Annotated in this window: 10 protein-coding genes and 1 pseudogene; 2 read left to right on the top strand and 9 right to left on the bottom strand. The window is 64.5% G+C overall.

Annotated elements, in window-relative coordinates; all coding sequences use genetic code 11:
- Positions 1–131: 131 nt before the first annotated feature.
- The 9 genes from cnbZ to IQ16_RS04720 form a co-directional block, all read right to left on the bottom strand.
- Positions 132–878 (bottom strand): 2-amino-5-chloromuconate deaminase CnbZ, encoded by a 747-nt coding sequence (gene cnbZ / locus IQ16_RS04760; RefSeq protein WP_018648150.1) that lies wholly within the window; start codon positions 876–878, stop codon positions 132–134.
- A 9-nt stretch (positions 879–887) separates the two neighbouring features.
- A complete protein-coding gene (locus tag IQ16_RS04755; protein ID WP_018648151.1) occupies positions 888–2138 on the bottom strand; it encodes an adenylate/guanylate cyclase domain-containing protein in 1251 nt (416 codons plus the stop codon).
- A complete protein-coding gene (locus IQ16_RS04750; protein ID WP_018648152.1) occupies positions 2135–2524 on the bottom strand; it encodes a response regulator in 390 nt (129 codons plus the stop codon). Before IQ16_RS04750 ends, IQ16_RS04755 begins: the two co-directional genes overlap by 4 nt.
- Positions 2521–5103 carry a sensor histidine kinase gene (locus IQ16_RS04745; protein WP_018648153.1) on the bottom strand — a complete coding sequence of 861 codons (2583 nt, stop codon included), beginning with the start codon at positions 5101–5103 and terminating at the stop codon, positions 2521–2523. Before IQ16_RS04745 ends, IQ16_RS04750 begins: the two co-directional genes overlap by 4 nt.
- A 150-nt stretch (positions 5104–5253) precedes the next feature.
- The gene (locus IQ16_RS04740; RefSeq protein ID WP_145831290.1) at positions 5254–8349 is read right to left on the bottom strand and encodes a MexW/MexI family multidrug efflux RND transporter permease subunit; all 3096 of its coding nucleotides are present in this window, start codon (positions 8347–8349) and stop codon (positions 5254–5256) included.
- 68 nt (positions 8350–8417) lie between these two features.
- Positions 8418–9611, bottom strand: a complete 1194-nt coding sequence (locus IQ16_RS04735) for an efflux RND transporter periplasmic adaptor subunit (RefSeq protein ID WP_026312835.1) — start codon at positions 9609–9611, stop codon at positions 8418–8420.
- Between the two features lies 1 nt (position 9612).
- The gene (locus tag IQ16_RS04730) at positions 9613–10314 is read right to left on the bottom strand and encodes a TetR/AcrR family transcriptional regulator (protein WP_063710371.1); all 702 of its coding nucleotides are present in this window, start codon (positions 10312–10314) and stop codon (positions 9613–9615) included.
- Positions 10315–10455: 141 nt separating this feature from the next.
- A complete protein-coding gene (locus IQ16_RS04725) occupies positions 10456–11046 on the bottom strand; it encodes a thiamine pyrophosphate-dependent enzyme (RefSeq protein ID WP_018648157.1) in 591 nt (196 codons plus the stop codon).
- Complete coding sequence (locus tag IQ16_RS04720) at positions 11043–11585, bottom strand: thiamine pyrophosphate-binding protein (RefSeq protein WP_026312837.1); 543 nt, start codon at positions 11583–11585, stop codon at positions 11043–11045. Before IQ16_RS04720 ends, IQ16_RS04725 begins: the two co-directional genes overlap by 4 nt.
- A 105-nt stretch (positions 11586–11690) precedes the next feature.
- Here IQ16_RS04720 and IQ16_RS04715 point away from each other — a divergent pair, with 105 nt between their 5' ends.
- Positions 11691–12911 (top strand): cytochrome P450, encoded by a 1221-nt coding sequence (locus IQ16_RS04715; protein ID WP_018648159.1) that lies wholly within the window; start codon positions 11691–11693, stop codon positions 12909–12911.
- Positions 12912–13139: 228 nt separating this feature from the next.
- Positions 13140–14355: pseudogene (gene rocD, locus IQ16_RS04710) on the top strand (ornithine--oxo-acid transaminase).
- Positions 14356–14384: the final 29 nt, after the last annotated feature.

Below are 14384 nucleotides of genomic sequence, written 5' to 3'. Positions count from 1 at the left end.
GTGAGGAGCGCATTCTTGCGCGCGTCTCCGGACGATGCTTTGCATCGCCGGGCAGAACCATGAAGGCCCCGCTGCAACCCGCGTCCATCCTTCGAGACGCGGCCTGACGGCCGCTCCTCAGGATGAGGACCTCAGATCACCACCTCCCGCATCACGCGGCGGCAATCCATCTCGTATTCGAGATCGACCACCGGCGGCCGGGCAAAATGCCAGGTCAGGCCGGAGCGCAGCGCGCCGCGGCGGACCAGCTCATCGACGAGGGCATGGTGGAAGTCGTGCACCGAATAGGCCTGCACGCCGGTCGTGTCCTTCCAGCCGAAGCCGAACGCCGTCATCCGGTTTTCCATCTGCGAGGTCGTGGTGAAGCGCACCTTCTCGCGCAGACCCTCCGGGCTGAGATCGCGGTAGCGCACCGTGCGCTCGACATAGGTGCCGCTGCCCTCGCGTGCCTCCGCACCGCCGGCAATGACGAAGCTCGGTGCGCTTGACCGCGTCGGGCGCGTGAAGGAGAACGCGTAGAACGACGGCTCGGACGGCGGATCGATCTCGGGACAGACGTTGCTGCGCGCCACCGGATTGGTGGTGCCGTCGAAGATGCCCCATTCCGATAGCGTCTTCACATAATGCAGGTTGAAGGCGCGGAAGCCTTCCTCGCTGAAGGCCGCCGGCGAGCGCAGCTCGCAGGCGCAGAACGCCGTCAGCGGACGCCCCGCCTCCTGGATGAATTTCGCCGCAAGCGCAAATCCTTCCGCAAGCGGCACCAGGCGATCGAAACGGACACGCTCGATCTCGTAGCCGTCATCAGCGGCCGCGCCGGCCGAGTACTGGAACACGGAGGGAATGAAACGATAATTGCCGGCGGAGAATTCACGCGTCATGACGGGCTCCTATTCCAGTTGCATGCGAATGCCCTTGGCGCCGTTGAGCAGGCGCTTCAGGTGAAAACCGGCCAGCGGATCGTCGGCATGCATGCCGACCAGCGCGGCGAAGGCCGGCATGGCTGCGGCGTCGCCAGCCTCCATCTTGGCGAAAGCCTCCGAATAGATCGCCGTCTCCGGCGCTTCGAATTTGTTCGGCAACAACGGCTCGAACGCGCGCAGCGGCTCGCTGCGTCCGCGCAGCATCAGCTCGCCGACGGGACGTCCTTGAAAATTCTCAGCCGCCTTGGCGACGTTGGCGCTGACGCAGATGCGCGTGCCCAGGTGTTTGTTGGCGGCTTCCAGCCGCGCCGCGATGTTGATCGAGTCGCCATAGGCCGTGTAGTCGAAGAAACGATTGCCACCGAAATTACCCACCAGCGCGGGACCCGCATGGGCACCGATGCGGGTCGTGCCGAAATTCACGCCCTTCGCCTGCCAGCGCGCCGAAAAATCCTGCGCCCAGGCGTCGAGAGCATGCGCGCAGGCGACCGCACGCGTCGCATAATCCGGCTGGTCGCCGGGGGCATTGAACAGCACCTGGATCGCATCGCCGATGATCTTGGCGACCGTCCCCTCATGTGCGAACACGATCTCGGTCATCCCGCCGACATATTCGTTGAGGAGCTGACCGAGTGTCTGCGGAGGCGCGGTCTCGACCAGCGAGGTGAAGCCGGTGATGTCGGTGAAGAGGGTGGCGACATCGCGCCACTGCACCTCCATGCCGTCGCCTTCGACATCCGCCGCCAGGCGTCTTGCGATCTCCGGCGAAAAGAAGCGCGACAGCGAGGCATGGGCGCGCTCGGCTTCCATCTGGCGCCGCCGCACGTCGCGCAGCATCTCCACATGGCGGATGGTCTTCTGGATCGTGGTTTCCAGGTCGGCGAAGTCGATGGGCTTGGTCAGGAAGTCGAATGCGCCGCGGTTCATGGCGGTACGGATGTTGCTCATGTCGCCATAGGCCGAGACGATGATGGTCGACTTCTTGTCCTCGGCCTCCTGGAGTTTCGCCAGCAGCGACAGCCCGTCCATCCGCGGCATGTTGATGTCGGAGACCACCATGTCGACATGCGGATTCTGCTCCAGCGACTCCAGCGCCTCGAGGCCGTCGCGGGCGAACATCAGGGCGAACTGGCCATCGCGGATCTGCCTGCGGAACTTCTGCAGGATCAGCGCTTCGAGATCCGGCTCGTCGTCGACGAAGAGGATTGTCGCAGTCATGCGGCTTGCTCGAGCCTCGTATCGATCTCCTGGCGCAGCAGCGCGAAGTCGATCGGCTTGGTCAGGAGCCCGTGGGCGCCTCGCTCGATCGCTTTCCGGCGCGTCTCGGCGTCGCCATAGGCCGTGATCATGATGACGGGGACATGCGGATAGTCGGCGCGCACCTTCGGCAGCAGGTCGAGCCCGCTCATGCCAGGCATGTTGATGTCCGACAGGATCAGGATCAGCGAAGGATCCCGAACCTCGGCGGCACGCCTCAGCGCATCGGCCGCAGAGGGCGCGAACTCCATCTGGAAACGGCCGGCGCGCAGGTCGCGCCGGAAGTGTTGCCTGAACAGCGGCTCGACGTCGGGTTCGTCGTCGACGACCAGAATGTAAACGTTCAAGTCTTGCCTCCGGGGGTGTCGCCCGCTGCCATCGTCCGCGGCAGCGTGATGATGAATTCGGTGAATACACCGGCGTCGGTCTTCACGTCGATCGTGCCACCATGCTGCTTCACGACGATGTCGTGGCTCATGGACAGGCCGAGCCCGGTGCCTTCGCCGGCCGGCTTGGTCGTGAAGAACGGGTTGAACAGCTTCTCCTGCACCTCGGGCGGAATTCCGGTGCCGTTGTCGCGGATCCGGATCTCGACCTCGTCACCGAGGTTCCGCGTTGCAGCGCTCAGAGTGGGTTCAAAACCTTCCGCCGCACTCGCCTTGCGCTTGGCAGCGGCGTAGAAGCCGTTCGAGATCAGGTTGAGGAAGACGCGCGTGATCTCCTGCGGATAGATGTCCACCATGCCGGCGGCGGGGTCGAACACGCGCTCGAGTGTGATGTTGAAGGCGGGCCTCTCGGCGCGCGCACCGTGATAGGCGAGATTGAGGCTCTCCTCCACGACCGCATTGATATCGACGGGACGATGTTCGCCAGACCCCTGGCGCGAATGCAGCAGCATGTTCCTGACGATGGAGTCGGCGCGCTTGCCGTGCTGCACCACCTTCTCGAGATTGCCCTTGAGCATAGCAGTCAGCTCGTCGATCTCCTCCTTGGTCTTGTCGTCGAGCGAGACCGATTGCAGGGTCTCGTTGAGCTCGTCGATCAGCTCGGTCGAGACCGAAGAGAAGTTATTGACGAAGTTCAGAGGATTCTTGATCTCGTGGGCGATCCCTGCCGTGAGCTGGCCGAGGGAGGCAAGCTTCTCGGTCTGCACCAGGCGATCCTGTGCGGCGCGCAGTTCGTTCAGGGATCGCGACAATTCCCTGGTGCGCTCCTGGACTTCGTCGAACAGCCGGACGTTCTCGATCGCGATGAGGGCCTGGTCTGCAAAGGTCGTGGCGAGCTCGATCTGCTTCTCGCTGAAGGGACGCACGACATGCCGCGTCAGGACGAACACGCCGATGGGCGCGCCCTCTCGAAGCAAGGGCACACCGAGCATCGTACGGACGTTGGAGCGCCTTCGGGCCGACGAAGGGGCATATTCCTGATCGGCCTGCACGTCCGGAACATGAACCGTCTTGCGATCGAGCAGGGTACGCCCGACGACACTTCCCCGCTCCGGCACGGAAGCAAATGTCCGAAGCTTGTTCTCCTGCTCTGCGTCGAGGCCACAGCTTGCTGCCAGATAAAAGATGCCATCGCGGGGCCGGAAGATCGTTCCCTCATCCGCGTCGCACAGGCGGGCCGCCGACCCGACCAGCGTGTCGAGCACGGTCTGCAAATCGAACGTCGAGCGGCTGATCACCTTCAGCACGTCGGCGGTTGCGGTCTGCTGTTGCAGCGCTTCCCGCAACTCGGCGGTCCGCTGCTCGACCTTGTTCTCGAGGTCGGCATAGGATTCCTGCAAGCGCTCGCCCATGTGGTTGAATTGGTCCGCGAGCCCCTCCAGCTCATCGCCGGTTTTGATCGAGATACGCTGGGCGAAATCGCCCCCGCCGATGCGCTCGGCGCCGATGCGCAGCGCCTGGATCGGCCCGACCATGCGGCGCGCCAGGAAGATCCCGGCCAGCACCGCGAAGACCGAGGCCGCGAGCAGCACAAATGCGAGCCGTTCCAGCGCGGCATAGAGCGCCGCATAGGCCTCCTCGACCGGCAGCTCGACGAACATGGTCCAGTGCATCGGCTCGATCGGGGCCGATGCGGTCAGCACCTTCTGGCCCTGGATGTTGCGCGCCTCGGAGAGCGCGTCAGCAGTCCCCCCGCCCCCGGCCAGCGCGGCGCGCACCTGCGCAAGGTTCGACATGTCGGTGTTGCGCAGAACGAGGCTGATATCGGGATGCGCGATCAGCCGCCCCTCCGGGCCGACGACGTAAGCGTGCCCGTGCTGGCCGACCTTGATCTGGGACACGACGTCCCAGATCAGCTTCAGGTTGACTTCCGCGATGCTGACGCCGGCGTCCTTGCGCGACCCGGCCTGCGCCAGCGTCATGTAGGGCTCGGAGTCCCTGCGAAAGTAGACCGGCCCGTAGAACACCTTGTGCGCGACCGCCTCGGTGAATTTGGGGTCGTCAGACAGATCGATCCCGCTGTCGATCGCGTCCATCGCCAGCCGCGACACGCGCAGCCGCTCCCTGCCGCTCGCATCGACCTGGGCGAGTTCCGTGATCGCCGGCACTTGGCGCAGCAGCCGCAGCGCGTCGAACCGACGCTGCTCGATCGAGCCCGCCGACCATGGCAGCTGCGTGGTCCAGCCGAGCTGGCTCTCGATCTCCTTGACGAACTGCCCGATCTTGGCCGCAGCCGCCTCGGCCTGCTCATGCTGGACCCGGATCAGCGAGGCCTTGTGCTCGCGATAATAGAAAAAGACCTCGAACAGGCCGTTGGCAAGCAACGCGATGGCGACGACCGCCACGAACAGTGCGACGTATTTGGCGAACAGCCGGGTCCTGATTCCCTTCCCCGCCGCCGCGCCGGGCGCGACGCCATCCTGCGCCGCGCTCGGCAGCGTCCTGGCTTGCGGTGTGTCGGGATGGAGGGAAAGGCTCATCCCGCGGAACCTAGCAAGAAGACCGGACCTTGTCTCTCGCCAGCGCGGCCAAGGGCCAGCCCCAAGGTTGCGGCCGCCGCAGCGGGACCCAACGAAAAAGGGCGGCAGCGGACTCGCCGCTGCCGCCCTCCGATTTGCTTGCTTCCGGCCTCAGGTCGGGCGCAGCGCCTTGGCGCCGAGGTCGAGTTCGTTGACCTGCTTGTTCCGCTCGGAATCGGCCGCCGCACGATGGTCGGTCGCCAGCACCACGTAGACCGCGGGCAGCACGAACAGCGTGAACAGCGTTCCGATCGACATGCCGGCGACGACGACCAGACCGATCGAGAAGCGGCTGGCCGCGCCCGCGCCGGTCGCGGTCAGCAGCGGGATCAGACCGGTCACCATCGCGGCCGTCGTCATCAGGATCGGCCGCAGGCGGATGCGGGCCGACATCTCGATGGCCGAACGGCGGTCGAGCCGCTCCTTGACCTGGAGTTCGTTGGCGAACTCCACCATCAGGATGCCGTGCTTGGTGATCAGGCCGACCAGGGTGAGCAGACCGACCTGGGTGTAGATGTTCATGGTCGCCACGCCGAAGAACAGCGGGATCAGCGCGCCGACGATCGCCATCGGCACCGAGATCATGATCACGAACGGGTCACGCAGGCTCTCGAACTGCGCCGCCAGCACCAGGAAGATGATGATCAACGCGAAGCCGAAGGTGATCGCGAGCTGGTTGCCTTCCTGCACATACTGCCGGGAGTCGGCCAGGTAGTCGTGGCTGAAACCCTGCGGCAGCTTCTTGGCCTCGCCTTCGAGGAAGTCGACTGCAGCACCGACGGTCACGCCGGGCATCGGCACGGCCGAGAACGTCGCCGAGTTGAGCTGGTTGTAGTGGGTCAGCGAATTCGGGTCGGTCCTGGTCTCGATCGACACCACGCTCGACAGCGGCAGCTGCTGGCCGGTGTTGGTCGTCACATAGTAGCCGCCGAGCGATTCCGGCGAGAGCCGCTGGCCGCGCGGAACCTGCGGGATCACCTGATAGGAACGGCCCTCGAGATTGAAGCGGTTGATGTAGTTGCCGCCGAGCAGCACCGCGAGCGTCGAGCCGAGGTTCTGCATGTTGACGCCGAGATCCTGCGCCTTGGTGCGGTTGATCGTCACCTTCACGTTCGGCTGGTTGTAGGCGAGGTCGCTGTCGGAGACGATGAACATGCCGCTCTTGCGCGCGGCGTCCTTCAGCTTCTCCATCTGCTCATAGACCGTCTGGAAACCGGCCGTGGAGTTGATGACCATCTGTACCGGAAGGCCGCCCGGCCCGCCCGGCAGCGGCGGCAGGTTGAACGCGAAGGCCTGCACGCCCTCGATCTTGGAGAGCTCGGCCTGGACCAGCGGCTTCAGCTGGATCGACGAGCGCTTGCGCTCGTCCCAGGGCTTCAGGAGCATGCCGGCGATGCCGCCCTGCGGACCGTTGATGCCGTTCAGCACGAAGCGCAGATCGGTCTCGGGGAATTTCTGGAATTTCTCGTCGAGCTTCTCGCCGTAGAAATCGACATAGTCGATGTTGGCGTATTTCGGCGCCTTGGTCACCGCGAACACGATGCCCTGGTCTTCCTCGGGCGCCAACTCCTTCGAGGTGTGCATGTAGAGGAAGCCGACGAGGCCGAGGATCGTGATCGCGAACAGGCCGGTGATCGCCTTGTAGTCGAGCGTGCGGTCGAGCTTGCGCCCGTACCAGCGCGTCAGGGCGCCGAACACCCGGTTCACGAGCTTGGCGAAACGGCCTTCTTCGGTGTTCTTGAGCAGCACCGAGCACATCATCGGCGACAGCGTCAGCGCGATCACGCCCGACACGATCACCGAGCCGGCGAGCGTGAAGGCGAATTCGCGGAACAGCGAACCGGTGAGGCCGCCGAGGAAGCCGATCGGCGCGTACACCGCCGCGAGCGTGATGGTCATCGAGATGACGGGCCCGACGATCTCGCGTGCGCCCTGTAGCGACGCCTGGACCGGCGTCTTACCCTCCTCCAGATGGCGATGGATGTTCTCCACCACGACGATGGCGTCGTCGACGACGAGACCGATCGCCAGCACCATCGCGAGCAGCGTCAACAGGTTGAAGCTGAAGCCGAGCGCCAGCATCAGGGTGCAGACGCCGATCATCGACAGCGGGATGGTGACGACGGGAATGATGACCGAGCGGAGCGAGGCCAGGAACAGGAAGATCACCACGATCACGATGATCACGGCTTCGCCCAGCGTCTTCTCCACCTCGTCGATCGAGGACTGGATGAATTTGGTCGAGTCGTAGGCGACCTTCATCTTCATCGACGGCGGCAGATTGCGCTCGAGTTCGGGGAACAGCGCGCGCACGCCCTTGACCAGGGTCAGCGGGTTGCCTTGCGGCGTTGCCTGCACACCGATGAAGATCGCATGCTCGCCGTTGAAGGCGACGCTGGCGTCCGTGCTCTGGGCGGCAAGCTCGACGGTGGCGATGTCCTCCATCCGCACGAAGCCGCCGTCCTTGGCCTTGACGATCATCTTCCTGAACTGGTTGACGTCGGTCAGGCCCGTATTCGTCGAGACGTTCGAGACGATGAGGTAGCCCTTGGTCTGGCCCGCCGCCGACTGGAAGTTGTTGGCCTGGATGGCAGCGGCAACGTCGGCCGGCGACACGTTGCGGCCGGCCATCTTCACGGGATCAAGCCACAGCCGCATCGCAAAAGTCTGGCCGCCGAGGATGTCCGCCGAGGCGACGCCGTCGACCGTCGACAGCACCGGCTGCACCACGCGCGTCAGATAGTCGGAGATCGCCGAACCCGACAGCTCCTCCGACGAGAAGCCGAGATACATCACGGCCGTGGTCTGGCCCGTGGTCTTGGTGACGATCGGGTCGTTCGACTCCTTCGGGATCAGGTACTTCACCGAGTTCGTCTTCGCCAGCACCTCGGTGAGCGCCTGGTTCGGATCGAAGTTGAGCTTGATGTAGACCTGGATCGTCGAGGTGCCGAGCACCGAGGACGAGGTGATGTAGTCCACGCCTTCGGCGGAGGCGACCGCCTGCTCGATCGGCGTGGTGATGAAGCCCTGGATCAGGTCCGCGGACGCGCCGGGATAGACGGTCGTGATGTTGATGACCGTGTTCGACAGTTTCGGATATTGCCGGATCGGCAGCACCATCGCCGCGCGCAGGCCGATCAGCAGGATCAGCAGGCTGACGACGACCGACAGAACCGGGCGCTTGATGAAAATATCGGTAAAGGCCATCGCGGCGATCTCGATTTCTTTGTCTCAAGAAGCGTGATCCGGCCGAGCCGGATCACGCGAGGATGTTGTCAGTAGCGCGGCGGCTGCGCCGGGATCTGCGGAGCCGGGTCGGTCGAAATCGCGACCGCCGCGCCCGATTGCAGCTTGAGCTGGCCGACGGCGACGACCTTGTCGCCCGCCTTCAGACCCTTGACGATCTCGACGCGGCCCTCGACCCGGCTGCCGGTCTGCACGAAGGTGCGCACCGCGGAGAGGCTGGTCTTGCCGTCCTCTTCCTTCTTCTCGGTGATCACGAACACGGAGTCGCCATACAGAGTGTAGTCGACCGCTGTTTCCGGAACGGTGATCACCGCCGGCTTCTCCGGCAACACCACCGTCGTGGTCACGAACATGCCGGGCTTCAGGATCTTCTCGGGATTGGCGATCGTCGCCTGCACGCGGATGTTGCGGGTGTCGGTCGCGATCTGCGGCTCGATCGTGGTGATCTTGCCCTCGAAGGTGCGGCCGGGATAGGCGTCGACCTTCAGCCGAACTGTCTGGCCGACCTTGAGGCTGGCGGAATCCTTTTCGGTGACGGTGAAGTTGGCCCACAGCTCCGACAGGTCGGTCAACGAGACGATCGCGGTGCCGGCCGTCAGATACTGGCCGACCTCCACCTTGCGCATGCCGAGATCACCCGAGAACGGCGCGCGCACGAGCTTCTGCGAAATCAGCGCCTCGGTCTTTGCGATCCCCGCTTGCGCCTGGTCGTAGGCAGCCTGCGCGGTATCGACGGTCGCCTGCGGGCCGAACTGGCGCGAGGCCAGCTGCTTGGCGCGGTCGAGCGAGAGCTGCGCGACGGTCGCCTGCGCCTTGTAGTTGGCGAGGTCACCTTGATCCGGCGCGTCGAACAGCTGCACCAGCGGCGTGCCGGCTTCGACACGCGTACCCGGCTCGAACTTGATCTCGGTGACGCGGCCGTTGACGTCGGCGCTGACGTCGACCTGATGCACGGCGACGAGGCTGCCGACCGCCGTGAGCAGGTTCGGCACCACCTCCGACTTCGCCTCGGCTGCGCTGACGGCCGTCGGCGGCGGCTTGTTGTTGGCGAAGAACTGCTTGATCATCTGGCCGCGGAAATTATTGAACCAGACGAGACCACCAACGAGCACGGCAAGCAGCGTGCCGACGATGATGAACCAGCGCACCGGCCGGACCGGACGCTTGGGAGCCTTGTTGTCGATCGGTTCGCCCGAAATCTTGTGTTCGGCTACGATGTTCATGTCATGCACTTTCTGCAATCGCCGTCTTGCCCGCATCCGCGGCCTGATCGCGGCCCAAATGCGAAGCAATTGCGGCGTCGTTAAGTCCGATACCCCTCAGGAGAAACTCACAGAGCTGCCGCTCCAGATCGTTCGCCTTGCCGTAAGCGAGACAGGGCGCAGCCGGCAGCCTGGTCAGCGCAGCCATCATCACCGTGTGATGCGCAAACCAGAACAGGTTGAGCGGATCGCCGCTGAAAGGCCGCGCCTCACCGCTGGCAACCGCACGCTCGAGCGAGGCGACGAAGACCGCCCCGATCAGCTTCTCGATTTTGGCATATAGCAGACGGGCAAATTCGCCATCATCCAAATGACTCGTGGCCATCAGTCGCAGGCGCTGCGCTTCTTCCTTGTCGGGACCATCGGCGATGTGGAGGAAGTGCTGGACCATGCCGCGGATCAGCTCGACCAGAGCCGCCGTCGACGGCTCGCGCTCGAGCAGCTCCATCAAGGCCGGATCCGCCTCGCATTCGTCGCTGAGGATTTCGGCGTACAGCGCCGCCTTGGACGGGAAATGCTTGAACAGCAGCGCCTCGGAAATGGCAGCGGCGGCCGCCACGCTCTTCGTCGTGGTGCCGTTATATCCGTGGCGGGCAAAGCAGCGTTTCGCGGCACCGAGGATCAATTGACGCCTCAGGTCGCTCGTCATACGCAATGAGCTCATGTTAGTGAGTAAGCACTCACCCACGCAAAAGTCAAGCACTATACTGCACCGCAACCTGCATGCGGCATTAATTTAGTGGAAATTGATCCAGTCTACACGGCCCGCGTGCAGAGCGTCGACAGAATGGGGCAGACCGGGCGCCTAGATGGGTTGGAAGCCGAGGTCCCCGCGAATCCGGTTGACGATGTAGGTCCCATCCCGAATCGGCAGAATTCGCTCCAGATTGGCGCTGTCGATCTTCACATTGGCAAATCGCGGGCCCGCCGACACGTCATGGACGGCTTTGGCGAAGGCCTCGACCTCGGCCATGGTCGAGATCGACTGGCTGTCCTTGATGCCGCAGGCCCTGGCGACGCCGACGAGGTCGGCAGCGGCCGAGGTGTGGCTGGTCTGGCCGCCGGTCTCGCCATAGGCCTCGTTGTCGAGCACGGCGATCGAGAGATTGGCCGGCTTCTGCAGGCCGATGGTGGCAAGGCTGCCGAGGCCCATCAACATCTCGCCGTCGCCGGTGATGACCAGCACCGGCAGCTTTGGCTGCGCCAGGGCCAGACCCAGCCCGATCATCGCCGCGCCGCCCATGCCGCCCCAGAGATAGAAATTGCGGGCATGGTCGCCGGCCGCGCACATGTCGTTGGTGGAGGCACCGAGGCCGCCGATCGCGACCACGTCCTTGCGGTTCGCCAGCAGGGTGGAGACCACCCGGCGGCGGTCGAGGAGATTGGCCTTGCTCATTTGGTGAAAACCTTGGCGCCGATCAGGCGCTGCGACAGAAGGACGGCGGTGGGCGTGAGCGCGTTGTAGGCTTGCGATGCAGCAGCTTCGAGCACCGCAGGAACTTCAGCCGCGCTGGAGGCGCGCAGCACCTGGACGCCCGAGAGCTCGAACACGCCTTGCGTGGTCGAACCCATCGGCACCTGCCACGGATTGAACTCGCCCCACTCGCCGCGCATGGTCACGAGCGTGAGGAAGGGAAAGCGCAGGATCGAGATCAGCGACAGCATGTTGATGCAATTGCCGACGCCGCTCGACTGCATCAGCAGCACGCCGCGCTGGCCGCCTGCCCAGGCGCCGGCGAGCAGCGCCACGCCCTCCTCCTCCGTCGTCAGCGGAATGCCGCGCATGGTGGAGGAGTCCAGCACCCGCTGGATGAGTTTCGAATGACCGGCATCGGGCACGTACGGCACCTGCCGGACGTCGAAGCGTTGCAAGGTCGCGAAAATATCGTCGGGCCAGTTCGGCACCGTGTCGGCAGCGTCAGCGCGTGCGTGCATTTTCCTGTCCGGTCGGCTAGCAAGATGCAAAGACTGTAGACGCATGCATGCGCCGACCAGAACAACAAAAACGGCATAACGGCTTTAACCGGCGAGTATAACGGGATGAACGCAGATGCGAAGGCGCTGGCGGCAAGCTTCGACCTCGAGAAGCTGACGCCGGAATTCTACGACAACCCCTATCCGACTTATCGTGCACTGCGGGAGAACGAGCCGGTCAAGCGCCTGCCGAACGGCACCGTGTTCCTGACCCGCTACGACGATCTCGTCACCACCTACAAGAACACCAAGTCGTTCAGCTCGGACAAGAAGCGCGAGTTCGCGCCGAAATACGGCGACACCCCGCTCTACGAGCACCACACCACCAGCCTCGTCTTCAACGATCCGCCGTCCCACACCCGCGTGCGCCGCCTGATCATGGGCGCGCTGTCGCCGCGTGCGATCGCGGGGATGGAAGGCGATCTCATCAAGCTGGTCGACGGCCTGCTCGATGCCATCGCCGCCAAGGGCCATTGCGAGCTGATCGAGGATTTCGCCGCATCTATACCCATCGAGGTGATCGGCAATCTGCTCGACGTGCCCCATGACGAGCGCGGACCGCTGCGCGACTGGTCGCTGGCGATCCTCGGCGCACTCGAACCCGTGGTGTCGCCTGACGTGGCCGCGCGGGGCAACAAGGCGGTGACGGACTTCCTCGCCTATCTCGAAACGCTGGTCGCACGGCGGCGCGAAAAGCCAGGCAATCCCGAGCGCGACGTGCTGACGCGCCTCATTCAAGGCGAGGAGAACGGCGAGCGGCTGACCGAGAAGGAGTTGCTGCACAATTGCATCTTCCTGCTCAATGCCGGCCACGAGACCACGACCAATCTGATCGGCAACGGCCTCGTCGCGCTCGACCGCAATCCGGACCAGAAACAGCGTCTGATCGACACGCCCGACCTGATCAAGACCGCAGTCGAGGAGATGCTGCGCTACGAGAGCTCGAACCAGCTCGGCAACCGCATGACCACCGAGAAGGTCGAGCTCGGCGGCGTCATGCTCGAGGCCGGCACGTCGGTAACTCTGTGCATCGGGGCGGCCAACCGCGATCCCGCGCAGTTTGCCGACCCCGAACGCTTCGATATCGCGCGCACGCCGAACCGACACCTCGCCTTCGCCACCGGCGCGCATCAATGCGCCGGCATGGCGCTGGCGCGGCTGGAAGGTGCCATTGCGATCTCCCGCTTCCTGGCGCGCTTCCCGAACTATGCCGTCAGCGGCCAGCCGGTGCGGGGCGGACGGGTGCGGTTCCGCGGGTTCTTGAGCGTGCCGTGCGCGCTTGGCTGAGGGCCCCAAACAAAAAATGTCGAAAACAACCCCATGCACAGTAGAAGCCGGATCGGCGGACGACATCATGTGATTCCACAGAACCATCTGACCTTTCGGGCAAATCGGGCCGCGCCACGCCATTGGCGCAGGAAGGCTTCCAAGGCGGCCGGCTGATCCCCAAATCAAGCTGGAGGCCGCCGGTGCAGTCGGTTGACGCCCCCGCGCGCAGCAATGGAGTGACGACAGATGAGCTCGTCGATCATTGATTTCATCGCAACGGAAGCACACTTTGGGGCCCAAAATTACGCGCCGATCGGGGTCGTCCTGTCGCGCGGCGAAGGTGTCTGGGTCTGGGATACCGACGGCAACCGCTATCTCGATTGCCTCTCGGCCTATTCGGCGGTCAGCCAGGGCCACTGCCACCCCAAGATCCTGGCGGCGATGGTCGAACAGGCGCACAGGTTGACGCTCACCTCGCGCGCCTTCCACAACGACCAGCTCGCCCTGTTCTACGAGGAGATCGCGGCGCTCACCGGGTCCCACAAGGTGCTGCCGATGAACAGCGGTGCGGAGGCGGTCGAAAGCGCGATCAAGTCGGTCCGCAAATGGGGCTACGAGGTGAAGGGTGTGCCGGACGGCCAGGCGGAGATCATCGTCTGCGCCAACAATTTCCACGGACGCACGCTGGGCATCGTCGGCTTTTCAACCGACCCCGAGACACACGGGCACTTCGGGCCGTTCGCGCCGGGCTTCAAGATCATCCCGTTCGGCGATGCCGCGGCGCTGGAGCAGGCCATCACACCAAACACGGTTGCCTTCCTGGTCGAGCCGATCCAGGGCGAAGCCCGGTGTCGTCATTCCTCCCGCCGGCTATTTCACGAAAGTCCGGGAGCTCTGCACCGCCAACAACGTGATGCTGGTGCTCGACGAGATCCAGACCGGGCTCGGCCGCACCGGCAAGCTGCTCGCCGAACAGCACGAGGGGATAGAGGCGGACGTGACGCTGCTCGGCAAGGCCCTGTCCGGCGGCTTCTATCCAGTGTCGGCCGTGCTCTCGAACAACGACGTGCTCGGGACCTTGAGACCCGGGCAGCATGGTTCGACCTTCGGCGGCAACCCGCTTGCCTGCGCGGTGGCGCGGGCGGCGATGCGGGTGCTGGTCGAGGAAGGCATGATCGAGAACGCGGCAAGGCAAGGCGCGCGCTTTCTGGAAGGCTTGAAGGACATTCGCGCCAACACGATCCGCGAGGTGCGCGGGCGCGGCCTGATGCTCGCGGTCGAGCTGCATCCCGAGGCCGGCCGCGCGCGCCGCTACTGCGAGGCGCTTCAGGGCAAGGGCATCCTCGCCAAGGATACCCATGAGCAAACGATCCGCATCGCTCCGCCGCTGGTGATCACCAGCGACCAGGTCGACTGGGCGCTGGAGCGGCTCGCCACCACCCTGACGCAGGATTTCTCCTGAGCCTGCCTGCGTCGGAAGGAACTTATCGG

The sequence above is a fragment of the Bradyrhizobium huanghuaihaiense genome (genome assembly GCF_007830635.1).
Classification (GTDB): Bacteria; Pseudomonadota; Alphaproteobacteria; order Rhizobiales; family Xanthobacteraceae; genus Bradyrhizobium; species Bradyrhizobium huanghuaihaiense.
The sequence above is the reverse complement of the archived record's forward strand: the minus strand, read 5'-3'. Positions and strand labels throughout refer to the sequence as shown.